This window comes from Extensimonas perlucida (assembly GCF_007655255.1).
Lineage (GTDB): Bacteria > Pseudomonadota > Gammaproteobacteria > Burkholderiales > Burkholderiaceae_C > Extensimonas > Extensimonas perlucida.
The window spans coordinates 19,384-41,321 of record NZ_VMYE01000026.1; the positions used below are offsets into that span (position 1 = coordinate 19,384).

The following is a 21,938-nucleotide window of genomic DNA, read 5'->3' on the forward strand; positions in this document are numbered from 1 at the left end:
TCATTCGCTGTTCTGCGGCTCGATAGCTGCGGCAATTCTTGCCAGTAGCTCGGAGCGGTCGAAATAGACCTCGTTGCGGCGAATCTTTCCTTGACCGTCCAGTTGCACCAGGCACACGCCGACCACGGTCAACACCTCACCGCCGACCGGGATGTCCGCGCGCCATTTGTTGAGGAAGCCATCCTCCATGGGGATGCCCTCGACCTGCGTCCAGACCCACGCCGGATTGCGCGCCAACAGGCGCTCGAAATAGCCCAGCAACGCGGGCTTTCCCCGCAGCCCTTGGGGTACGGCAGGGTCGAGATAGAAGGCATCCTCCGAATAGAAGGCAGCCAGCCGCTGAGGATCGTTGCCGGTCCAGGCGGGCAGCCACGTCAGCGCAAAGCGCCGCGCCTGCTCCGCATCGAGGGCGTTCATCGTGATGTACCGGGCCGGCCCGGGACGCGCGTCATCGGAGCGCCGCCTTGCGGGTACCGCTGTCGATGGCCTTGAGCAGCGCTGCACCAAGCACCGACTTGAGCACGCCGCCGAGGACGAAGGGGGCGACGCCCACGGAGATGGCTTTCTGCACGCCGACCATCGCGGCCAGCCAGGCGCCGCCGAGCAGCAGGCACAGGGCGTTGCCGATCAGCATCGCCGCGAAGGCCATCACGACGCGCCCGCCATGCCAGCCGCGCTCGACCAGCCAGCCGGTCAGCGCGCCGGCCACGGGAAAGGCCAGCAGGTAGCCACCCGTCGGTCCCAGGAAGCGCGCCAGGCCTCCCGTGCCACCGGCGAACACCGGCAACCCGAGCGCGCCCTGGGCCAGCCAGACGAGGATCGTCAGGCCACCCAGGCGCCAGCCGTACAGTGCGCCGACCAGCGTGACGGCCAGCGTCTGCATGGTCATCGGCACCGGCACCATGGGCACGCTGACGTGGGACGACGCGGTGAGCACCAGGGTGCCGAACAGCACCGCCAGCACCTTGGTCGCGGTGGACTGTCCGCGCAGCCAGCGGGTTGTGTCGAGGGTCCCGAGGGTTTGGGTCGAGGTTGAGGTCATGGGTTCTCCTTCATGAATGGCGGTACTGGCCGCCGGGCGCATCCTTGCGCGGACACCGGAAACGTCATCGATCCTGCTTGCCCTGCAGGCAGATCAGGGTTTGCTGGCCGAGCGCCACCTGGGCCCGTCCCTGCTCGGTGACGCCGAAGACTTCGAGCTGGCAGATGGTCAGGGTGCGTCCGGAGCGCACCACCGTACCGACCGCTTCAAGGTAGTCGCCCTGCGCGGGGGCGAGCAGGTTGATCTTGAACTCGACGGTCAGCACGGAGCTGTCCGGTGGAAACAGCGTGAAGCCCGCGTAGCCACCGGCCGAGTCGGCGATGGCGCTGGTGCCGCCGGCATGGAAGTAGCCATGCTGCTGGGTGAGGGTTTCGCGGAACGGCAACCGGATGCTGACCCGCCCGCGCGCAACCTCGTGCAGTTCGGCGCCCAGGTGGTGCATCAGGCCCTGGCGGGCGAAGCTGTCGCGGACGATTCGCTCGACCTGGGGATCGAGCGGCAAGGATGGGGCGGCTTGGGTCATCGTTCTAAGGTTCCTTTGCAGTGGAGAGGGGGTTGAATCGAGGTGGCCGCTTCTCCAGGAATGCACGCATGCCTTCCTCGTGGTCGGGCAGCGAAAGGGTGTGGTGGAAGGCGGCCCGCTCGCGGCGTAGTCCTTCATCCATGGGCAGGCTGGCGCTGGCACGCGCGGCCTGCTTGATCAGGACCAGCACCTCGCCCGACAGCGACGCCATGTCGGCGGCGAGCCGGCGGCCCTCTTCGAGCAGGTGATCGGGGGGCACGATGCGCGAGACCAGCCCGCTGCGTTCGGCCTCGCGGGCGTCCATGCGGCGCCCGGTCAGCAGCAGGTCCAGCGCCTTGGCCATGCCGAGCAGGCGCGGCAGGCGCTGCGTGCCGCCCGCGCCGGGCATGGTGCCGACGCGAACCTCCGGGTGGCCGAACACGGCGTTCTCGGCCGCCAGCACGATGTCGCACATCTCGACCAGTTCGCAGCCGCCGCCGAGCGCGAAGCCCTGCACCAGCGCCACCACGGGCTTGGGGAACGTGCCCAGCGGCGCGCAGCAACCGGCGAAGTCAGTGGCCCGCGCCTGCTCCGCGCTGATGCCCAGCATTTCCTTGAGATCGGCACCGGCCGCGAAGTGTTCGCCTTCGGCGCGCAGCAGGACCACCCGCACGGCGGCGTCGGTCGCCAGCCTGTCGAGGTGCGCGGCCATCGCATCGGTCAGTGAGCGGCACAGGGCGTTGCGGGCTGCCGGCCGGTCGATGACCAACTCGGCATAGCCGTCTGGGTGCGACGCGCATCGAATGAAATCGGAAGACATGGGTTCTCCTGCGAGGAACCGCCCGAAGTGCCGGGCCGTCATCGATTCGGCAGCGCCGGGCAGTACCTGCGAAGTCTGCTGCGCGATGACGCTTGCGGCCAAGCGCGAATATCTCAGGTGGGACTGAAAATTTCTCGCTGGAGCCGACGCCATGCCCGGCCCAGAATCAATTCGCGGACGGGCCTCGTCTTTCCCTCAACGCCCCGGTACTCCCCGTCCCAGCGAACTCCCATGGAACACACCGCCCTCGTGGCGCTGATCGTCTACGCCTTCGTCATGTCGATCACGCCCGGTCCCAACAACGTGATGCTGATGTCCTCGGGCCTGCTCTTCGGCCTGGGTCGAACCTGGCCGCACCTGCTGGGCATCCCTGCGGGCGTGATGGTGCAACTCGGGATCACCGGCGCCGGCCTCGGTGCGGTGTTCGCCCTTGAACCGCGCCTGCAGGTCGCATTGAAGGTCGTGGGCAGCCTCTACCTGCTCTGGCTGGCCGCGCGCCTGTGGCGCGCGGCCGAGTTGGAGGAGACCGAGGCCGGCCGGCCCATCGGCTTCATGCAGGCGCTGGCCTTCCAGTTCGTCAATCCGAAGGCCTGGCTGATCTCGGTGACGGTGGTGTCCACCTTCCTGCCGCCGGGCGAAGGCTACGCACTGCGCCTGCTGGTGGTCAGCCTGGTGTTCGCCGCCATCGGACTGCCCTGCATGCTGGTCTGGGCCGCCTTCGGCGCCGGCCTGCGGCCCTGGCTGCGCGACCGCGCCGTCGCTCGCGTGGTCAATCGTGCCATGGCGACCCTGGCCGCCCTGACCGTTCTTCTCTTCTGGATGTGATGCCATGACGACACTCTCTCATGATCAACTCCGGGCCCATGCGCTGGCCTGGATCGACGATTGGAACCGCCGCGACGTGCCGGCGGTGCTGGCGGCCTATGCCGACGATGCACTGTTCGTGAGCGCGCTGGCGCAGCCCTATACCGGTGGCACGCGGGTACAAGGCAAGGACGCGCTGCGCCGCTACTGGCTGGCCGCGCTCGCCGACAGGCCGGACCTGCGGTTCGAACTCATCTCGGCCATCTGCGACGTCGAGGCGCAGACCGTCGTCGTCCATTACGTGGCGCAGGCTGGCGGCAAGCGCACGCGCATGTGCGAGATCATGCGTTTCGAGAATGGACGGCAGGTCCAAGGCGAGGCCCTGCACGGCGTCCCCGCCGAGGAGGGCACGCCATGACGGCGCGGCTGCGCGCCGTCCGGCCCGACGACGGCAACCGCTATGACTGGGGTGGGGTCTGCCTGGGCTGGCGACTGCTGGAACTGCAACACATGCAGGTGCGGCAGGAATGGATGCCCGCAGGCGGCGCCGAGGCACCCCACTGGCACGCCAGGGCTCACCAGTTTTTCTACGTGCTCGGTGGCCACCTGTGCCTGAGCACGCCCGACCAGGACGTGTTGCTGGAAGCCGGTCAAGGCGTGCATGTCCCGGCCGGCACTCGCCACATTGCCGCCAATGGTGGCGACGAGGACGTGAATTTTCTGGTGTTCTCCAGCCCCAGCACACAGGGCGACCGCATCGAATCGGCCTCGGCCGCCAAACCGGATCGCCATCGGGACGAGGAGCCTGCGTCATGACCGTTTTCGCCATTGCTCAACTCACCATCCACGACCGGACCGCCTACGACCGCTACCAGGCCCGCTTCATGGAGGTGTTCCGCCACCACCGGGGACGTCTGCTGGCCGCGGACGAGCAGCCTCGCACCATCGAAGGCACCTGGCCGTACCAGAAGCTCGTGCTCATGTCCTTTCCCGACGAAGCCGCCTTCCATGACTGGGCGGAATCGGACGAGTACCAACGCATTGCTCAGGATCGCAAAGCCGGCGCACAGGCCGTGGTGCTGCTGGTCCAGGGTCTCGCTGTGAATGGCTGAGCCCATCGACATTCGCGCCGCCGACGGCTATGCCCTGGGTGGATTTGCCTGGCGCCGCCCCTGTGATCCACGACGCCCGCATCCGGTCGCAGTCATCAACGCGGCCACCTCGGTGCGCTGCCGGTACTACGCGCGCTTTGCCGACTGGCTCCACAGCCACGGATGGGACGTGGTGACCTACGACTACCGCGGCATCGGCGAATCGCGACACCGTGGGCTGCGTCGGCTGCAGGCCGACTGGATCGACTGGGGGCAGCACGATTTCGAGGGTGTGCTGCAGTACCTCGCCTGGCGATTCCCCGGCCAGCCGATCGACGTGGTCGGCCACTCCGCTGGGGGCTTCGTGATCGGGCTGGCCGCGTCCGCACACCGCGTGCGGCGCATCTTCACCATGGGGGCGCAGTACGCCTACTGGCGCGACTATGCGCCCGCCGCACGCCGCGCCATGTTCCTGCGCTGGCACGTGGCCATGCCGCTGCTGGCGCGGGTGCTTGGCTACGTGCCAGCCAAGCGCCTGGGATGGATGGAGGACACGCCCAAGGGCGTGGCACTGGACTGGGCACGCATGGGTCCCCGCTTCGAGGGCACGGTGCGCCGAGGTCGGGAGACACTGGAAGGCGAGCCCGAAGCCGAAATGCTGGCACGGCGCTTCGGCCAGGTGCGCGCACCGATCCTGGCGCTGGGCATCGAGGACGATCCGTTCGGCACGGTCCCGGCGCTGGACCGCCTGCTGGATTACTACACCGGCAGCGAGCGTCATCACCTGCGCTTGGCTCCCGCGGCCATCGAGCAGGCCGAAATCGGCCATTTCGCCTTCTTCCACGAGCGCTTCCGCGAGGCGCTGTGGCCCCTGGCGCTGGACTGGTTGCGTACCGGCGAGCCACCAACCCGCCCCCTCGGCGTACTGAAGCATCGACCTGCGGACGATCCGCAAGCAGCGGGAGCCACGACATGAACACGAACCTCGCCCCCTCGACAGCATCGGCAAACGAGCGCCGATCGCTCTGGATTCCGATCCTGGCCGGCGGACTGATCATGGGTTTGGCCCTCGGTGTGCGGCACGTGCAAGGCTTGTTTCTGCTGCCGGTGACGATGGATCGCGGTTGGTCGCGCGAAATGTTCGGTTTCGCGATGGCGGTGCAGAACCTGACCTGGGGTCTCGCCCAACCCTTCACCGGGATGATTGCCGACCGCTACGGTTCGGCCAAGGTCATCGCGGGCGGGCTCGTGTTCTATGCGCTGGGGCTTTTCTTCATGGTTCAGGCGCACAGCCACGTGGCCTTTGTTCTGGGCGCTGGCGTGTGCGTCGGCATCGCGCTGTCGGGCACGGCATTCGGTGCGATCTACGGCGCGCTCAGCCGCCTCGTGCAGGCTGAGCGCCGCAGTTGGGCACTGGGGCTGGCCGGCGCCATCGGTGGCCTCGGGCAGTTCGCCATGGTCCCGGTTGCGCAGGCCTTGATCGGCGGTTGGGCCTGGACGGGTGCGCTGCTGATTCTGTCAGTGGTCATGGCGTTGCTGCTGCCGCTGGCGTTCCCGATGCGCGACGCAAGCATCTCGAACGCGGTGGTCGGCACGGAGCTGTCGATGAAGGCGGCGATCGGTGAAGCCTTCCGCCACCGCGGCTTCTGGCTGCTGAACCTGGGCTTCCTGGCCTGTGGCTTCCAACTCGCCTTCATCGCCACGCACCTCCCAGCCTACCTGCTGGACCGGGGCCTGGCCGCCACCGATGCCGTCGCCGCGCTGGCGATCATTGCGCTGACCAATGTGGCCGGCACCTACCTGCTGGGGCTTTGGGGTGGCACGCTGCGCAGGAAGTACCTGCTTGCAGGCCTGTACCTGGCGCGCACGGTGGCGATGGCCCTGTTCGTCCTGCTGCCGCTCAGCACATGGGGCGTTTACCTGTTCGCTGCAGTGATGGGGTTCCTCTGGCTCGGGACGGTTCCGCTGACCAATGGCCTGGTGTCTCAGATCTTCGGCGTGCGCTACATCACCACATTGTTCGGTTTCGTCTTCTTCGGCCACCAGTTGGGATCATTCTTCGGTGTCTGGCTTGGTGGCCGCATGTTCGAGGCTACTGGGTCGTACCTGAGCATCTGGCTGCTGGCGATTGCGCTGGGCCTGCTGGCGACGGTTCTGCACTGGCCGATCGACGACAGGACCATCGTTCGCGCCGATCCACGGTTGGCGACTTCATGAGGCAAGGCCGCGAATGGTTGAAACGTTGGGCACCGCTGGCTGTGCTGCTGGCTGCGGGCGTGCTGGTGTTCCGCGCCTGGCTGTCGATGGAACTGCTGTGGGTGTGGTTGGAGCAGTGGTCCTTCTGCGGGTGAGCGGGACCTGACGAGAACTTCGCACGACCATGAGCGCTGATCGTGTCGCTGACTGGCCAAGGTCAAGTGGCTGGCTGTTGCCTCAACCACGCGACGACATCGTCGGCATTCCGGTCCGGCGGGAACACAGGATAGAACACATGCTCGATCACGCCATCGCGCGCAATCAGGGTCAGTCGCTTGAGCAGCGCCAGGCCTTGCACCTCGAAGACCGGCAGACCGAGCGCGGTTGCGAATGAAAGGCGATGGTCGGACAGCAACGGGAAAGGCAGGTGCAGGCGCGCCACCGCCTCACATTGGTACGCGGTGTCCTGCGTGGACACGCCGAACAACTGGGCGGCGCCCAAGGACTTCAGTTCGGCGAAATGATCCCTGAAGGCACAGGATTGCGGGGTGCAGCCCCGTGCTCCTGGAATCTCGTCCCAGCCTGGAGGCAGTGCGACATCTGGCCGGCCCGTCATCGGGAAGAGATAAAGCACCGTGCGTCCGCGCAGGCGCGAAGGATCGACACGGCCACCATCCGTCGATGCCAGTTCAAGCGTGGGCAGGCGCATGCCCGTCAGGTGGCGGGCGCCGCCATCATCCTCCGGCTGCGGAAGGCGCGACCAATCGACCTGCTGCAGGTTGTTCATGGCTTTACCACCGCTCGCTACCGGCCAGCCAAAGCACGTAGCTCTTCCAGCCGGCGGGTTCGGCGAAGCGCGCGTAGGCCCGGATGGCGTCGGGGTTGTCCTCGGGGACCAGCCAGCGCAGATGGATCCAGGCGCGTGATCGACCGATATCGGCGATGGCCGCGATGAGCCGCTGAGCGAGTCGTTTCCCGCGCGCGGCGGGCAGGACGTACAGGTCGTCGAGCTGACCCGACCGCCCTCCGGAGATCGCCTCGGGCAGATCGAAGAACACTGCGAAGGCGACGAGCTCGTCGCCGAGAAAGCCACCCAGCACTTCCACGATCGGATCGGCGATCAAGGCATTGGCACGGGCCAGTGCATTCGCCCCGGCGCCTTGCTCGTGGCGCATTTCGTCGCCATAGGCGGCCAGCAGGGAGGCAAGTGCAACGGCGTCATGGGCAACGAGCCGTCGAAGCGTCACATCGTCATCCGGCGGTGCTTTCTGGTCTTTTGGATATGCGTTACTCATACGTGTCTATGCTGTCCGCGCTTCTGGGTTCCGAGTTCCGCTTTCCGACTGACATTGCTCGCGCAGCCAGCCGCGCAGGTTATCCAGCCGTCGATCTTCGGATAGCGCCTCGGGATAGACGAGCCAGAAGCCGACGCCCGCGCTCACAGGGTGGTCGAAGACCGAGGCCAGGCGTCCGAGCCGGACGGCACTCTCGGCCAGTTCGCAGACGGCGATCGACACGCCGGCCCCATCGGCGGCCGCCTGCATCGTCAGGCCGCCCGAGTCCACGCGGGTTACGACAGCCGGCTCGAACGGTCCACCGGGCAGGCTGTCCATCCAGCGCCGCCAGCTGAGGCAATGCCGCGACACGAACAGGTTGGCGCGCGCGACCTGCTTGAGGCGTTCCCGGCGCGAGCCGGTGGCAAAGCCCGGGCGCGCGTACAGATCGATGGTGGCCTCGAACAACAGGTCGGCCTGCAGGCCGGCCCACTGGCCGTCGCCATACCAGATGCCGGCATCGGCCACGCCGGCGGCCAGATCCACGTCGTCCTGCGTGGTGGAGATGTCCAGCGAGAAGCCGCGCCGCTCGAACGGATACAGGCTCAGGCGGGGCGACAGCCAGTTGGTCGCGAAGGTCGGCAGCATGTTCACGCGCAGGGGCCCGTCGCGCCGCTCCTCGCGCAAGCTGCTCACGCCCTCGGCGATCAGGGCGAAACCCTCGTTGAGGCTAGGTGCCAGCCGGCGGCCGGCGCTGGTCAATTCCAGCCGCGTACCGATGCGGCGCAGCAGTTCGACGCCGAGCATGTCCTCCAGCGTGCGCAACTGGTGGCTGACCGCCGAGGGGGTGACCGCCAGTTCCAGGGCCGCGTCCTTGATCGAGAGATGGCGCGCCGCAGCCTCGAAGGCGCGCAAGGCATTCAACGGGACAGGGATGCGCATGGGGGATTCACCCTCCTGGAAGTCATTGGTCGTTCATGGACTCATTAAACCGGAAATCGTCGTCTCCACGCTCGCCGACACGAGGACCAAAACTCAGCATCGTCTGAGATTTGCTCACTCGTGCCGACGGCGAACCGGCCGCACACTTACGCCATCGACAACCTGTACAGCGGTGCGCACCATGCTCAATTCCCTTGACGATCGCGATGGCCTGATCTGGCTCGATGGCGAGCTGCTGCCCTGGCGCGAGGCGCGCCTGCACGTGCTCACGCATGCGCTGCATATGGGCGGGGCCGTCTTCGAGGGCATGCGCGCCTATGGCGGTCATGTCTTCCTCAATGCGCCTCACCTGGAACGCTTCCAGCAGTCCGCCGCGCTGCTGGACTACCACCTGCCGTGGTCGCAAGGCGAACTGACACAGGCCATCGAGGCGGTGCTGTGGGCCAACCAGCTCGACGACGCCTACATCCGCCCGGTGGCCTGGCGCGGCGCGGAGAGTGTTTCCATCGCTTCGCCGCGCGCCCGCATCCACGTGGCGATCGCGGCCTGGGACTGGCCCACGGCGGCGTCCCAGGGCCGCGCCGAGGAAGGCATCCGGCTGCAGCTGGCGAGTTGGCGGCGTCCCCGTCCTGACACCGCACCCACCGCGGCCAAGTGCTCGGGGCTGTACATGATCGGTACCCTTGCGCGCCATGCCGCCGCAGCGGCGGGCTGCGACGACGCACTGCTGCTCGACAGCGAAGGCCGGGTCGCCGAGACCACGGCAACCAACCTGTTGATGGTCCATGACGGGGTGCTGGTGACCCCATTGCCGACCTGCTTCCTCGACGGCATCACCAAGCGGCACGTGATGGGACTGGCGCGCCAGCGCGGGCTGCGGGTCGAGGAGCGGACCGTGACGCTGGACGAACTGCGCGCCGCCTCCGAGGTATTCACCGCCGGCACCTCGGTCGAACTGCAGCCGGTGGTGGCGCTGGTCGAGGATGCGGCGACCACCGAATGGCCCGTGGGGCCGGTGACGCGACAACTGATCCGGGACTTTCGCGCGTCCGTGACCGAGGCGAGCCAGGTCGGCCGGACGCTGCGGGAACGGGAGACCGGCTTGTTGGAACGGCGCCCGTGGCCCGCTCGCGTCGCCTCCGCCTTGCAGGCGCCGTAGCGCGCCATGGACCGGTACGCAGACGGACCCGCGAGAGGACAGGCACGATGCCATGCAGACTGGCTTCATACACGCCCCAGACAGTCGCGCAGTTGCGCGGCAAAGCGCGCCGCCTCCCCGGGTTCGAGCGTCGAGACCGTGACTCGCAGCGCGGGGGCCGCGGGCGCGATCGCGAAGGCATCGCCGGTTCGCACGGCCCAGCCGCAGCGTGCGAGGCTTTGCGCGGTGCGGTGAACGTCACGGTCTTCCGGCAACGGAATCCACACATTGAACCCGTCGCAGGGCTGCCAGGCGGCGATGCCCACGGCGCCGAGTGCATCGATCAGGGCCTTGCGACGCATGGCGTAGGCGGTCTTGGCCGCATGCAGGCGCGCCGTGGCCGCGTCGGATCCGAGCAGGCCGCGCACGGCCGCCTGCAGCAGGTGGCTGACCCAGGTCGTGCCGGGAGCCAGTCGCATGCCGAGCCTTGCGGCGGTCCCCGCATCGGTAGCGATGAAGGCCAGCCGCAGGTCCGGGCCGAAGCCCTTGGACACGGAGCGCACCAGCGCCCGCCGCGTGGTGGCCGCGGGCGCGATAGAGAAGTACGGCGTCTCGGCCAGCAAGGCGAAGTGGTCGTCCTCGATCACCAGCACGTGCGGATGGCGGGCGAGCACGCGGCGCAGTTCGCGGGCGCGCTGCTCGCTCAGGCCGCAGCCGGTGGGGTTTTGCGCCCTTGGTGTGCACAGCACCGCCTGGGCGCCATTGGCCAGCGCCGCTTCCAGCGCCTGCGGGCGCATGCCGTGCGCATCCATGGCCACGGGCACCGCTGCCAGGCCCGTGCTGTGCAGGATGTTGAGGCTGCCGAGGAAGCACGGGTCCTCCACCGCCACCTTGTCGCCGGCGACGAGGTAGGCAGCCAACAGACGCTCGATCGCATCGACCGCACCATGCGCCAGCACCAGACCGTCACCCTCCCGGAGATCCGCTCCGAACCACTGCCGCGCCAGCCGTTCGAGTGCTGGGTCGAGTACAGGCTGGCCATACAGCGCGGGCCGGTAGCCGCTGGCTGCCAGCGCCTGCAATGGATCGGGCAGCCAGGCCGGGTCCGGATTGCCGCTGGCCAGATCCGCCAGCGCCGAGCCGGGCTGCAGGCCCTCCTGCTCACCGAGACGCGCCGCTGGCCGGATCACCGTTCCGTTGCGCCCCAGCGTCTCGGCAATGCCTGCGGCCACCAGCTTCCGGTACGCGGCGGCGACCGTGTTGCGGTTGACGCCCAGTTGATCGGCCATCTCGCGCACGGACGGCAGTGTCTGGCCCGCGGCAAGCTGGCCCGCATGTGCCTCGCGGCGAATGCGCTCAAAGATGTCCGACGCGGTCTTTTCTGCCATTCCCGTTTGTCCCGTGACAATGTATATTTTGTCCTATGACAATGTTAGCAGCACGGAGAACCCCTTGTCCATGAACGCGCAGACGCATCCCTGGCCCACCGCACACAGCGTCGAGGACTTTCGGCGCAATCTGGCGGCGGTGCATCGGCGCATCGCCGATGCCTGCTCCCGCGCGGGACGCGATCCGTCCGATGTGCGCCTGCTGCCGGTCAGCAAGACCGTGCCGGAGGAGCGCATCCGTCTGGCTTACGCCGCCGGCTGCCGCGACCTGGGTGAGAACAAGGTGCAGGAGGCGCAGCGCAAGGCCGAAGCGATGGTGGATCTCGCCGACCTGCGCTGGTCGGTCATCGGCCACCTGCAGACCAACAAGGCCAAGGTCGTGGCACGCTTCGCCAGCGAGTTCCAGGCCCTGGACAGCCTGCGTGTGGCGGAGGCGCTGGACCGTCGCCTGCAAGCCGAAGGGCGCGCACTGGATGTGTTCGTGCAGGTCAACACCTCGGGCGAGGCCAGCAAGTTCGGCTTGCCGCCTTCCGAGGTGGCCGGCTTCGTCCGGGCGCTGCCGGGCTTCTCCACCCTGCGCGTGCGAGGCCTGATGACACTGGCGCTGCTGTCGGCCGATCCGGCGCGGGTCCGTCCCTGCTTCGTGCTGTTGCGCGAACTGCGTGATCGGCTGCGCCAGGAGGCGCCGGCGGGCATCGGCATGGACGAACTGTCGATGGGGATGTCCGGCGACTTCGAGCTGGCCATTGAGGAAGGCGCCACCGTCGTGCGCGTCGGCCAGGCCATCTTTGGCGCTCGCGCGACGCCGGACAGCCATTACTGGCCCGACGACGACCGGGCTGCGACATCGACCGCATCGGAGCAGACCGCATGAAGACCGCCCTGGCCCTGCGCCACATCCATTTCGAAGACCTCGGCACGCTCGAACCGCTGCTGCGCGAGCGTGGATTCGACGTGCGCTACCTCGACCCCGCGACGGACGACCTGGCCGGTGAGGAGGCCGCGGCAAGCGATCTTCTCATTGCACTGGGTGGGCCGATCGGCGCCTTCGACGAGCGGGCCTATCCCTTTCTTGCCGACGAACTGCGTCTGCTCGAACGGCGCTTGGCCAGCGGCCGGCCGCTGCTCGGCATTTGTTTGGGCGCGCAATTGATCGCGCGCCTGCTCGGCGCCGCCGTCGCCCCCATGGGCTTCAAGGAGATCGGCTTCGGCGCGCTGACGCTGACGGATGCGGGCCGCCGCTCGGTGCTGGCACCGCTGGCCGGCGTGCCGGTGCTGCATTGGCACGGCGACCGCTTCGAGCTGCCTGAGGGCAGTGAACTGCTGGCGAGCACCGAAAGCTGCGTGCAGCAGGCCTACGCGGTCGGCAACCGGGTGCTGGGTCTGCAGTTCCACCTGGAAGCCGATGCCAGCCGAATCGAACGCTGGCTGGTCGGCCATTGCTGCGAGCTGGGCCAGGCCGGCGTCGATCCGCGCACGCTGCGCGCGGATGCCGAGCGGCATGGGGCAACGCTGAAGGCTGCGGCCCACCGCACGATCGGCGCGTGGCTGGACCGGCAGCAGGACACGGGGGGGCGTCCTGAATGACGGTGACCCAACCTGTGCCCATCGATGTCATCAGCATCCAGTCCCAGGTGGTCTACGGGCGGGTCGGCAACAACGCGGCGATTCCCGCGTTGGAAGCCTGCGGGCTGCTTACGACCGCGGTGCCGACCGCGCTGCTCAGCAACACCCCGCACTATCCCTCGGTCCATGGCGGTGCGGTGCCCGACGCGTGGTTCGCTGGCTGGTTGGATGACCTGGAGGCGCGCGGCATCCCCGCGTGCGCTCGCGTTGTGCAGGTCGGCTTCCTCGGCGCGCCGTCGCAGGCACGGATCCTCGCATCCTGGTGGTCGACGATGCGCGAGCGCCACCCGCAACTGCGCCTGCACCTGGATCCGGTCATTGGCGACTACGACCAAGGCGTGTATGCGGCGGCTGGCATGGCCGAGGCCTGGCGCACGCTGCTGATTCCAGAAGCCCACGGCCTCGTCCCCAATCGGTTCGAGCTGGAACAGGTCACCGGCAGAACGCTGCAGGGTCTGGCGGATTGCCGCGAGGCTGCCCGTGCGCTGTTGCGCGGCCCCACCCAATGGGTGGTGGTGACCAGTGTCCAGGATGATCCTGAAAGCGCCGTCGTCCAGACGCTGCTGGAGACGCGAGAGGGGGTATCGCGCCTCTTCGAGCATCCCCGCGTGCCCTGCGTGGTGAAAGGGGCCGGCGACTACTTCGCCGCGCGCCTGACCGGCCATTGCCTGCTTGGCATAGAGATGCCTCAGGCCGTCGAGCGCGCCTGCGGCGAAACCGCCGAGCAACTGACCCGCACCCGGCGCCTGGGCTGGGAGGAAATGGCCATCCACGCTATGGCCGGGAGCGTCCGGCCATGAATGCCTACCGCCTCGTGATTTCCCGGCATGGCCGGCTGCTGGGTCAGTTCGACAGCGATACGCCCTGGGCGGGTGACGCGATCCGCGACCTGCTACAGCGACTTCCCGAATGCGATGGTTATCGCACCGAACTGTTCGTCGCGCGCGAAGAGCGCAGATTGCTCGAAAGCGGTCCTGGCGGTCTGAAGGTCCTCGGCCGTGAGCCGTTGTTCCAACCCTTGCCGATCACGGCGCTGCTGTCCGGCACGGCGCCCGAGGAGCCGCTCGCGTGAATCAAGCTCCCGGCCTCACGTACGCGTAGGTGGCGCGATGGAGCTGCGACACCTGCGCTGTTTCGTGGCAGTGGCCGAGGAACTGCACTTCACGCGTGCGGCGGTGCGGCTCCATATCGAGCAGTCTCCGCTGTCGCGCACCATCCGGGAGCTGGAGTCCGACCTCGGCGCCACGCTGTTCGAGCGCAATCGGCGCGGCACCCAGCTCACCTGGGCGGGCCAGGTGCTGCTGGAAGATGCCCGCCGCGTGTTCGCGGTGCTGGAACAGGCACGAACCAACGTCCGGGCCGCCGCCACGGGCTATCGCGGCATGCTGCGCCTCGCGCTGTCGGACGGTATCGCGCAGACACGCCTCGCGGCACTCCTGGCCCTGTGCCGGGAGGAGGAGCCCGATGTGGAAATCCGCCTGTTCGAGACGCCGCTCGCATCGCAAGTGCGCGGGTTGCGCGACGACACTTTCGATGCCGGGTTTGCGCAGTCTGACGAGGCTGGAGAGGGCATCCTGTGCGAGGCGGTCTGGTCCGATCCCATCCTGGTGGCCATTCCGACGCGCCATCCTTTGCTGGCCTTCAGGCAGGTCCCTCTGGATGAACTGCTGCGCTATCCCCTGATCAAGTGCCACCCGGAAGCTTGCGAGGGCGCGTACCGGCAGATCAAACGGCTGCTCCGCACGGCCGCCATCCAGCCCCGGATTGCCGAGCGGGTCGCGACACTGGAATTGATGTTGACGCTGGTGGCTGCGGGCTACGGACTGGGTCTCGCCACGGCGGCGCAGATTTCGGTCTGCCGCCATCCCGAGATCATTGCGCGGCCCCTGTCGGACCCGTCGGCATGCATGACCACCTACCTGTTGCGGCCGGACAGCGAGCCCTCGGAACCGCTGCAGCACTTCATCGAACGCGCCATGCTCTCGCGCGACGACAGTCCCGCCGTCGATCCGATCTAGCCCTGCGCAACCGCCTTCGTCGCAGCACAGGCCTTCGTCGGGGACGCCGCGCAGGCGCCATGGTAAGCCATGGGCGACCGAGCGGCTGAACGTGCCGCCGCGTCTACAGATGCAGGGTGCCGCTGGCGACGGTCACGGCCTGGCCTCCGACGCGCACCGTCAGTTCGTCGCCGTTTCGGGTCCATTCGACATGGATCAGGCCGTCGCGTCCCATCTCGATGCCTTGCTCCGCAAGGTAGCCACCCTGGAGAGCCGATGCGTGCCGGTGCCTTGCCAGGAATGCCGCGACACACCCGTTTCCAGACCCGCAGACGGGATCCTCGGCCACGCCTTCGCCTGGCGCAAACGTGCGCAGGCGCAAGCGTACCGGCGCGTCGGCCTCGTGCTCGGCAAAGACGGTCACGCCGACGGCACCCGATGCGCGGCAGCGTTCGGCGATGCGAGGCAGGTTGGGACGCAGCGACGCCAGGGCGGCGACGCTGCGCAGCTCGGCGATCAGCCACGGGATGCCGGTGGAGACGACTTCTACCGGCATCGCGGCCAGCATGTTCGCATCGCAGCCCAGCAGGGCCGACATTTCCCCAGGACCGATGGCCGTGTTGCGGAACTGCGGGCTGGCCTGGGTCATCCAGTAGATCGGCGAGCCCTCGGTCGGAACGACTTCGACAGGCACGATGCCGATGCCGCAGGCCTGCCGCAGCAGACTTGCATCGACCAGATCGCCACGGTGCGCACGCACCGCGCTCGCAGTGGCGATGGTGGGGTGCCCCGCGAACGGCAGCTCGCTGGAGGGCGTGAAGATGCGCACCCGATAGTCGGTGTCGGGCGATTCCGGGGCCAGCACGAAGACCGTCTCGGACAGGTTCATCTCGCGCGCGATCCGCTGCATGGTCCGCGCATCGAGGTCGTCGGCATCGAACACGACGGCAGCCGGGTTGCCCCTGAGCGGCTGGCTCGTGAACACATCGACTTGCAGGAAGGATTTGTTCATCGCTTCTCCAGGTTCGGTCGCACCGCCTGTGCTCGGTTGCGTGCGCGTGGCCGGGAATGAATCACGCGGCCAGGGCCTTGGCGCCGCTCGACGGTCTCCACAAAAGAATCCATGCGGCGAATCCGAGGAAGCCGATGCCCGCCAGGCGCGTGCAGCGCTGGCGCCAGACGGAAGTGCCCAATGCTCCCCGCACCCGGCTTGCAATGGCGGCATAGCCGGTCAAGGTGGCGCCGCTGAGGATCACGAAGATCGCGGTCAGGCCCATGAACTGAGGGATGAGCGCCTGGTCGGCCCGGATGAACTGGGGGAAGAAGGCGGTGAAGAAGAGGATCGACTTCGGATTGGATGTCGCCACCAGGAATCCTTCCTTCGCCAGCGCGAAGGCCTGCACCGGCCCTGCGTCATGGGCACCGGCGTCCGGCGGCCGTGTGTGTCTGCCCTGCACAAGCAGGCGAAGACCGAGGTACGCCAGGTAGGCGGCGCCGGCCAGCCGCAGTGCGGTCATCGCGTGGACGGATGCAAGCAGGAACAGGCCGACGCCCCACGCGGCCGCCGCGGAAACCACGAGCAACCCCAACATGTTGCCCAGCGTCGACCACAGGCTCGCGACCACGCCCTGGCGAGCGCCATTGCGCATCGCCAGCAGGATGGCCGGGCCGGGCGTAAGGATGGACAGCCAGGCCGCCAGGACGTAGGAAATCAGGAGCGGGATATCGGACATGGCGAACTCGGGGGCTTCTTCGTCGGTTGTGAAGGAAGTGCACTTCGACGATAGCCAAGGCCATTCGAGCTGACCATTGAGCTTTTCTCGACGCTTGCTGAGACCTTCTCACTCGGCAATTCGACGCATCGGTCTTAAGGTTTCCAGCCAGACAACCTCACCCCGGATATCCGCGCACGCCACCATGAGCCACCTTCAGACCGTTCGCCTCTTGATGCTTCCCGGTATCGGCAATTCCGGGCCGGAGCATTGGCAGACGCGCTGGGCGTCGCGCCAGGAGCATGGCCGGCGATTCCAGCCTGCCGACTGGGACAGGCCGGACCTGGCCGACTGGCTGCAGGCACTCGATGCGGCTATCGACGAGTGCGGTGCGCCCGTCGTCTTGGTCGCACACAGCCTTTCGTGCCTGCTCGTCGCGCACTGGGCATCGCGGCCGGGAATCGGAGAAGACATCCAGCATCGGATCGCCCAGGTCCGGGGCGCCTTCCTGGTTGCCGTCCCTGACCCCGGCGCACCGGCGTTTCCAGGCGAGGCGAGCGAGTTCGGCCCGCCACCGACCGAACCCCTGCCGTTTCCCGCACTGGTGGTCGCCAGCAGCGACGACCCCTATGGCTCGCCGGAGCACGCCCGGCGCATGGCCATGGGTTGGGCAGCGGGATGCTTGGAAGTCGGCGCCCTCGGGCATATCAATGCCGCCAGCGGCGTGGGCGACTGGGACACCGGCTGGCATCTGCTGCAGGCATTCGGAGCGGGGCTGCGCGTCCAGATGCCGGCATCGAATCGACCGGGAGCATGAGCATGCGCGCGTACCGCTACCTGACCGGCATCGACGACGCGGCGTTCTGCCACCGCGTCACCGCGGCCCTGAACAGCGGCTGGGAGCTGTATGGCGCGCCGAGCCTGACCTACGACGCGGCGCGTGGCGCAGTGATCTGCGGCCAGGCCATCGTCAAGACCATCGAATCGACGACGTACAGCGAGTCACTGGACTTGTCTGTGCTCTGACGGAGATCCCCCAATGGATGCATCGACTGCGATCCTGGGCTTCACGCTGACGGCGCTGCTGCTCACCTTGACCCCCGGCCTGGACACGGCGCTGGTACTTCGCACGGCCGCTGTGGAAGGGGGGCGCAAGGCGATGAGGGCGGGCGGCGGCATCGTGACCGGCGTGCTGATCTGGGGGCTGATCGCGGCCCTCGGGCTCGGCGCGGTGCTCGCGGTCTCCCGACTCGCCTACACCCTGCTGCAGATCGCGGGCGCGGCCTATCTGCTCTGGCTCGGCTGGAAGCTGATCTCTGGCGCGCTCAAGAGCCGGCCGACGCTGCCCGCAGACGATCCGCCGCTCGTGCGTGGCGAGCGCTGGTTCCTGCGCGGTCTGCTGACGAATCTGCTCAATCCCAAGGTCGGGGTGTTCTACGTGAGCCTCCTGCCACAGTTCGTTCCCGCCGATGTGCCGGTGGTCGCGTTCAGCGTGCTGTTGGCCGGCATCCACGCCGCGATGGGACTGCTCTGGTTCGCCGCACTGGTGCTGGCCACGCGGCCCCTGGCACGCTGGCTGCGCCGGCCCACGGTGATGCGCTCGCTCGATGCGCTCACCGGCCTGGCACTGATGGGGTTTGGCCTGCGTCTGGCCCTGTCCAGGCCGACGAGCTGAGGTGCGAGCGGCATGGACATCGGAACCTTCCTGCTGCTGGCCGGTGCCGGCATGATCGGCGGCATCTGCAATGCGGTGGCCGGCGGCGGCACATTCTTCACCTTTCCCGCGCTGCTGGCTGCCGGCGTACCACCCGTGGTGGCCAACGCCACCAGCGCGGTGTCGATCTGGCCGGGGCATGCGAGCAGTCTGCTCGGCTATCGCAGCGAACTCGGGCGCCACCGCGCCGCGTTGCGGCGCAGCCTGCCCGTGGTCGGTGCCGGTTCGCTGGTGGGCGCCGCACTGTTGGTGTTCACCGGAGATGCACAGTTCAGCCGTCTGGTGCCGTGGCTGATCCTCGTCGCGACCGTTCTGTTCGCCCTGGGGCCCTGGCTGCGCCAGGCCATCGAGCGGCATGCTCGCGGTCAGGTGCCGCACCTGGCGGCTGCGGGGGCGGAGTTCCTGACCGCACTCTATGGCGGCTACTTCGGCGCCGGCCTGGGCATCATGCTGATGGCGATCCTGACCTTGCTGGGTGTGCGCGATGTCCAGGAGGCCAACGCCGTCAAGAATGCGATGGCTACCGTCGTGACCAGTGCCGCGGTGATGCTCTTCGTCGCCACCGGGTCCATCGCCTGGGCGCAAGGCAGTGCGGTCCTGCTGGGCGCGATCGTGGGGGGCTATGCCGGCGCTCGGTTGGCGCGCTGGATTCCGCCGCTGGCGCTGCGTTGGACGATCGTGGCGACCGGCCTGGCGCTCTCTGCGTACTTCGGGCTGAAGGCGGGCGCATGATGGATCGCTTGCAGCGGGCGCGTGACGCCCACGCCTGTGCGAACACGGCGCTCCCCGGCATCGCCAATGGCGGGCGATGCCGCTTTCCGCGCTCCGCTGCGTTTGCGGACAACGCGGCGCCGACCCTGCCGCCCGCCTGGATCTGCCAACCCGACTCGGCCGACGGGGTAGCGTGTCGATTCAGTTGGCGAACTTTCTGTGAGGAGTCCATTCGATGAATCCACTCGATGCACTGACCGCGCTCTGGTCGCTGGGCGGGCTGCCGCCGCAGGCGCTGGCCGGGATCGCGCTGGCGGGCCGCGACCCGGTGTTTCCCTCGTCCTTCGCCGTCGGCACCGCCGCGCAGGCCAGCATTGCCGCGGCCGCGCTCGCCGCCTGCGAACTGGGCCATGCGCGGGGCGCTCCGCGCCAGCGTGTCGCCGTGGACATGGCCCACGCCGCCGCCGAATGCACCGGCTGGTTCACGCTCGACGGCCAGGAGCCCGAGCTGTGGGACCCGTTCGCCGGCCTGTACCGCTGCGCCGATGGCCACGTGCGTGTCCACACCAACTTCCCGCACCACCGCGATGGCGCACTGCGCCTGCTGGGCCTGGACCCCGCAACTGCCACACGCGCCGACGCCGAGCAGGCCCTGCGGGGTTGGAAGGCGCTGGACTTCGAGCAGGCCGCGGCCGACCACGCACTGGTGGCCACGGCGTTGCGCAGCTTCGCCGAGTGGGATGCCACGCCCCAGGGTCAGGCGGTGGCCTCGCAACCCCTGATGACTATCACCCGAATCGCCGATGCGCCACCGCGCGCACTGCCGCACTTGGCGGCCGATGAGCGGCCGCTCGCCGGCCTGCGCGTGCTCGACCTCACGCGCATCCTGGCCGGACCCGTCGGTGGGCGGGCGATGGCGTCGTTCGGCGCGGACGTGATGCTGGTCAATTCACCAAACCTGCCCAACATCGCCGCCATTGCCGAAACCAGCCGCGGCAAGCGCTCGGCGCACATCGACCTGCGCAGCGAGGCCGGACGCGAAGCACTGTGGCGGCTCGTGGAAGACGCCCACGTGTTCTCACAGGGGTACCGGCCCGGAGGCCTGGCCGCGCTCGGCTTCTCGCCCGAGGCCCTGGCCGCGCGCCGGCCCGGCATCGTCGCCGTGTCGCTGACCGCCTACGGCACGCAAGGGCCCTGGGCCGGTCGGCGCGGTTTCGATTCGTTGGTGCAGACGGCGATGGGTTTCAACCACGCCGAGGGCGAGGCGGCGGGCGACGGCAAGCCGCGCGCGCTGCCGATGCAGATCCTCGACCAGGCCAGCGGCTTCCTGATGGCTTTCGGCGCCGCCGCCGCGCTGTGGCGACAGTCGCGCGAAGGGGGAAGCTGGCACGTGCAGGTGTCGCTGGCGCAGACCGGGCACTGGCTGCGCGGGCTGGGGCGCATCGAAGAGGGCCTGCGGGCTGGCAGGCCGGACCTCAGCCCCTGGCTCGCCGACGAAGTCTCCGGCTTCGGCCTGCTGCGCGCCGTGCGCCCCAGCGCGCAACTGGCGCGAACACCGGCCGGCTACGCGCGACCATCGGTGCCGCCGGGAACGGATCGCTCGAACTGGTGAGCGCTTGTCCGCAAGCCGAGACTTGATGCGGCCGGCCCCCTTGAATGAGCGATATCCCAGGTCACCCGGGCGATGCATCGCGTGGCGCACCGATGCCTGCCACGTCAGCCTTGCCCTCCCATCTGCTGTGGACCATTGCCCTGGCGGCGGGCGCATCCGTGGCCAACAGCCACTACAACCAGCCGCTTCTCGGCGAACTGAGCCGGGAGTTCGCGCTCTCTGCGGGGACCGTGACCTGGCTGCCCGTGCTCACCCAGGCGGGCAATGCCCTGGGCGTGCTGTTCCTGGCACCACTGGGTGACCGCCTGGAGCGCAAGTCACTCATCCTGCGAACGCTGGCGGCGCTGGTGCTCTCCTTGGTGCTGGCAGCCGCGTCCTCCGGCTTCGTTCAATTGGCACTGGCGAGCCTCGCCGTGGGCTTGTGCGCCACCGTGGCGCAGCAACTGGTTCCCTTGGCCATCCACCTGGCGCCCTCCCACCGCAAGGGGCAGGTGCTCGGCGTGGTGACGGGCGGCATCCTGATCGGCATCCTGCTGGCCCGTGTGGTGAGCGGCTGGATGACCGAGCTTTGGGGCTGGCGGTCCGTCTTCGGTTTTTCTGCGGCACTGATGCTGGTACTGGGCTTTCGGCTGGCATGGACGCTGCCGGTGGTACCACCGTCCTCCGATCTCGGCTATGGACGATTGCTGCTGTCGATGTGGCATTTGGTGCGCAAGCACGCTTCCTTGCGCCAGGCTGTGGCCGTCCAGTTCCTGCTGTTTGCCAGCACGATCGGCTTCTGGGCAACGTTCGCGCTCTGGCTGGAGCGGCCGCCGCTGCAGCTCGGCGCGGTATCCGCCGGCCTGTTCGCGCTGGTTGGCGTGTGCGGCGCGTTGGCTGCACCGGCGGCTGGCCGTTTTGCCGACCGGCGCGGACACGGCGCAGTCGTTCGTGCCGGCGCAGTGTGCACCGCCATGGCATTTGCCGTGCTGTACCTGGGGGGCTCATCGATCCCCGCACTCGTCCTCGGCATCTTCTTGCTCGACGTGGCCGTGCAGTCGGCCCAGGTGGCGAACCAGACCATGGTCTATGCATTGGATGCGGGTGCGCGCAGCCGGCTGAACACCGTGTTCATGGGCACGATGCTGCTTGGCGGGGCCTTCGGCGCTGCTGCATGCGGGTGGGCCTTCACTGCCCATGGATGGGCCGGGGTCTGCGCCTTTGGCATGCTCAGCACCACCATTGCGTGGGCCTGTCTCTTCGGCTAACTTTCATGAGTGGAGTTCACACACCCCCGATCATGAAAGACACAATAGGAGTGCAGTTGCGCCAGGGCTGAGGTCGCGAAAACCTTTGATGGCTACAGACCGCGAAAGCTAACTCGACCCGC

29 protein-coding genes are annotated in these 21,938 nt (G+C 68.2%); 19 read left to right on the forward strand and 10 right to left on the reverse strand.

Annotated elements, in window-relative coordinates; translation table 11 throughout:
- The 4 genes from FK527_RS15570 to FK527_RS15585 form a co-directional block, all read right to left on the reverse strand.
- Entirely contained in the window at positions 1-417 is a 417-nt protein-coding gene (locus FK527_RS15570) for a nuclear transport factor 2 family protein (protein ID WP_144735395.1), read from the reverse strand.
- A 31-nt stretch (positions 418-448) separates the two neighbouring features.
- Positions 449-1,042, reverse strand: a complete 594-nt coding sequence (locus tag FK527_RS15575) for a biotin transporter BioY (protein WP_144735397.1) — start codon at positions 1,040-1,042, stop codon at positions 449-451.
- 64 nt (positions 1,043-1,106) lie between these two features.
- Entirely contained in the window at positions 1,107-1,565 is a 459-nt protein-coding gene (locus FK527_RS15580) for a PaaI family thioesterase (protein WP_024889590.1), read from the reverse strand.
- 4 nt (positions 1,566-1,569) lie between these two features.
- Positions 1,570-2,364, reverse strand: a complete 795-nt coding sequence (locus FK527_RS15585) for an enoyl-CoA hydratase/isomerase family protein (protein ID WP_114861716.1) — start codon at positions 2,362-2,364, stop codon at positions 1,570-1,572.
- A 231-nt stretch (positions 2,365-2,595) separates the two neighbouring features.
- On the opposite strand from FK527_RS15585, the gene FK527_RS15590 reads away from it, so the two are divergent.
- Genes FK527_RS15590 through FK527_RS17290 form a run of 7 tightly spaced genes read left to right on the forward strand, consistent with a single transcriptional unit; the run spans position 2,596 to position 6,610 of the window.
- Complete coding sequence (locus tag FK527_RS15590) at positions 2,596-3,189, forward strand: LysE family translocator (protein ID WP_020649404.1); 594 nt, start codon at positions 2,596-2,598, stop codon at positions 3,187-3,189.
- A gap of 4 nt (positions 3,190-3,193) precedes the next feature.
- Positions 3,194-3,586: a nuclear transport factor 2 family protein gene (locus tag FK527_RS15595; protein WP_021205444.1), complete on the forward strand. Its 393-nt coding sequence runs from the start codon at positions 3,194-3,196 to the stop codon at positions 3,584-3,586.
- Positions 3,583-3,984, forward strand: coding sequence for a cupin domain-containing protein (locus tag FK527_RS15600; RefSeq protein WP_144735399.1), 402 nt, complete (start codon positions 3,583-3,585; stop codon positions 3,982-3,984). Before FK527_RS15595 ends, FK527_RS15600 begins: the two co-directional genes overlap by 4 nt.
- Complete coding sequence (locus FK527_RS15605) at positions 3,981-4,280, forward strand: DUF1330 domain-containing protein (RefSeq protein WP_144735401.1); 300 nt, start codon at positions 3,981-3,983, stop codon at positions 4,278-4,280. The genes FK527_RS15600 and FK527_RS15605 overlap by 4 nt, the downstream gene beginning before the upstream one ends.
- On the forward strand, positions 4,273-5,235 hold the full coding sequence (locus FK527_RS15610) for an alpha/beta hydrolase family protein (RefSeq protein WP_144735403.1): 963 nt from the start codon (positions 4,273-4,275) through the stop codon (positions 5,233-5,235). The genes FK527_RS15605 and FK527_RS15610 overlap by 8 nt, the downstream gene beginning before the upstream one ends.
- On the forward strand, positions 5,232-6,476 hold the full coding sequence (locus FK527_RS15615) for an MFS transporter (protein WP_169518324.1): 1,245 nt from the start codon (positions 5,232-5,234) through the stop codon (positions 6,474-6,476). The genes FK527_RS15610 and FK527_RS15615 overlap by 4 nt, the downstream gene beginning before the upstream one ends.
- On the forward strand, positions 6,473-6,610 hold the full coding sequence (locus FK527_RS17290; protein ID WP_020649398.1) for a hypothetical protein: 138 nt from the start codon (positions 6,473-6,475) through the stop codon (positions 6,608-6,610). Before FK527_RS15615 ends, FK527_RS17290 begins: the two co-directional genes overlap by 4 nt.
- 62 nt (positions 6,611-6,672) lie before the next feature.
- Here the strand turns inward: FK527_RS17290 and FK527_RS15620 are convergent, their stop codons facing one another.
- Genes FK527_RS15620 through FK527_RS15630 form a run of 3 tightly spaced genes read right to left on the reverse strand, consistent with a single transcriptional unit; the run spans position 6,673 to position 8,671 of the window.
- Positions 6,673-7,242, reverse strand: a complete 570-nt coding sequence (locus FK527_RS15620; RefSeq protein WP_029578119.1) for a peroxiredoxin — start codon at positions 7,240-7,242, stop codon at positions 6,673-6,675.
- 4 nt (positions 7,243-7,246) lie between these two features.
- Positions 7,247-7,750 carry a GNAT family N-acetyltransferase gene (locus FK527_RS15625; protein WP_186298451.1) on the reverse strand — a complete coding sequence of 168 codons (504 nt, stop codon included), beginning with the start codon at positions 7,748-7,750 and terminating at the stop codon, positions 7,247-7,249.
- 6 nt (positions 7,751-7,756) lie between these two features.
- Positions 7,757-8,671 carry a LysR substrate-binding domain-containing protein gene (locus FK527_RS15630; protein WP_144735406.1) on the reverse strand — a complete coding sequence of 305 codons (915 nt, stop codon included), beginning with the start codon at positions 8,669-8,671 and terminating at the stop codon, positions 7,757-7,759.
- Positions 8,672-8,852: 181 nt separating this feature from the next.
- Between FK527_RS15630 and ilvE the strand changes: the two genes are divergently transcribed.
- Positions 8,853-9,830: a branched-chain-amino-acid transaminase gene (ilvE, locus tag FK527_RS15635; RefSeq protein ID WP_009463302.1), complete on the forward strand. Its 978-nt coding sequence runs from the start codon at positions 8,853-8,855 to the stop codon at positions 9,828-9,830.
- Positions 9,831-9,895: 65 nt separating this feature from the next.
- On the opposite strand, the gene ptsJ is transcribed toward ilvE, so the two are convergent.
- On the reverse strand, positions 9,896-11,197 hold the full coding sequence (ptsJ, locus tag FK527_RS15640; protein ID WP_144735408.1) for a MocR-like B6 salvage transcription factor PtsJ: 1,302 nt from the start codon (positions 11,195-11,197) through the stop codon (positions 9,896-9,898).
- A gap of 70 nt (positions 11,198-11,267) precedes the next feature.
- Here ptsJ and FK527_RS15645 point away from each other — a divergent pair, with 70 nt between their 5' ends.
- Genes FK527_RS15645 through FK527_RS15665 form a run of 5 tightly spaced genes read left to right on the forward strand, consistent with a single transcriptional unit; the run spans position 11,268 to position 14,841 of the window.
- Complete coding sequence (locus tag FK527_RS15645) at positions 11,268-12,071, forward strand: YggS family pyridoxal phosphate-dependent enzyme (RefSeq protein ID WP_021205431.1); 804 nt, start codon at positions 11,268-11,270, stop codon at positions 12,069-12,071.
- Positions 12,068-12,784 (forward strand): glutamine amidotransferase, encoded by a 717-nt coding sequence (locus FK527_RS15650; RefSeq protein ID WP_024889577.1) that lies wholly within the window; start codon positions 12,068-12,070, stop codon positions 12,782-12,784. The genes FK527_RS15645 and FK527_RS15650 overlap by 4 nt, the downstream gene beginning before the upstream one ends.
- The gene (locus tag FK527_RS15655; protein WP_024889576.1) at positions 12,781-13,623 is read left to right on the forward strand and encodes a PfkB family carbohydrate kinase; all 843 of its coding nucleotides are present in this window, start codon (positions 12,781-12,783) and stop codon (positions 13,621-13,623) included. Before FK527_RS15650 ends, FK527_RS15655 begins: the two co-directional genes overlap by 4 nt.
- Entirely contained in the window at positions 13,620-13,895 is a 276-nt protein-coding gene (locus FK527_RS15660) for a cytoplasmic protein (RefSeq protein ID WP_114861728.1), read from the forward strand. Before FK527_RS15655 ends, FK527_RS15660 begins: the two co-directional genes overlap by 4 nt.
- Before the next feature lie 37 nt (positions 13,896-13,932).
- The gene (locus tag FK527_RS15665; RefSeq protein ID WP_121411124.1) at positions 13,933-14,841 is read left to right on the forward strand and encodes a LysR family transcriptional regulator; all 909 of its coding nucleotides are present in this window, start codon (positions 13,933-13,935) and stop codon (positions 14,839-14,841) included.
- A gap of 103 nt (positions 14,842-14,944) precedes the next feature.
- Here the strand turns inward: FK527_RS15665 and FK527_RS15670 are convergent, their stop codons facing one another.
- Together FK527_RS15670 and FK527_RS15675 are read right to left on the reverse strand one after the other, a co-directional pair.
- On the reverse strand, positions 14,945-15,832 hold the full coding sequence (locus FK527_RS15670; RefSeq protein WP_134552533.1) for a PhzF family phenazine biosynthesis protein: 888 nt from the start codon (positions 15,830-15,832) through the stop codon (positions 14,945-14,947).
- Positions 15,833-15,893: 61 nt separating this feature from the next.
- A complete protein-coding gene (locus tag FK527_RS15675; protein ID WP_121411126.1) occupies positions 15,894-16,553 on the reverse strand; it encodes a LysE family translocator in 660 nt (219 codons plus the stop codon).
- A gap of 184 nt (positions 16,554-16,737) precedes the next feature.
- On the opposite strand from FK527_RS15675, the gene FK527_RS15680 reads away from it, so the two are divergent.
- The 6 genes from FK527_RS15680 to FK527_RS15705 all read left to right on the forward strand — a co-directional run bounded on the left by FK527_RS15680 (position 16,738) and on the right by FK527_RS15705 (position 21,816).
- Positions 16,738-17,349 (forward strand): RBBP9/YdeN family alpha/beta hydrolase, encoded by a 612-nt coding sequence (locus tag FK527_RS15680; protein WP_024889571.1) that lies wholly within the window; start codon positions 16,738-16,740, stop codon positions 17,347-17,349.
- Positions 17,346-17,558 carry a DUF1737 domain-containing protein gene (locus tag FK527_RS15685; protein ID WP_221886791.1) on the forward strand — a complete coding sequence of 71 codons (213 nt, stop codon included), beginning with the start codon at positions 17,346-17,348 and terminating at the stop codon, positions 17,556-17,558. The genes FK527_RS15680 and FK527_RS15685 overlap by 4 nt, the downstream gene beginning before the upstream one ends.
- A gap of 13 nt (positions 17,559-17,571) precedes the next feature.
- Positions 17,572-18,207, forward strand: coding sequence for a LysE family translocator (locus FK527_RS15690; RefSeq protein WP_024889569.1), 636 nt, complete (start codon positions 17,572-17,574; stop codon positions 18,205-18,207).
- A 12-nt stretch (positions 18,208-18,219) separates the two neighbouring features.
- Positions 18,220-18,978 carry a sulfite exporter TauE/SafE family protein gene (locus FK527_RS15695; RefSeq protein ID WP_144735409.1) on the forward strand — a complete coding sequence of 253 codons (759 nt, stop codon included), beginning with the start codon at positions 18,220-18,222 and terminating at the stop codon, positions 18,976-18,978.
- A 214-nt stretch (positions 18,979-19,192) separates the two neighbouring features.
- Positions 19,193-20,569 (forward strand): CoA transferase, encoded by a 1,377-nt coding sequence (locus tag FK527_RS15700; protein ID WP_144735411.1) that lies wholly within the window; start codon positions 19,193-19,195, stop codon positions 20,567-20,569.
- 44 nt (positions 20,570-20,613) lie between these two features.
- Entirely contained in the window at positions 20,614-21,816 is a 1,203-nt protein-coding gene (locus FK527_RS15705) for an MFS transporter (protein WP_144735413.1), read from the forward strand.
- Positions 21,817-21,938 lie beyond the last annotated feature (122 nt).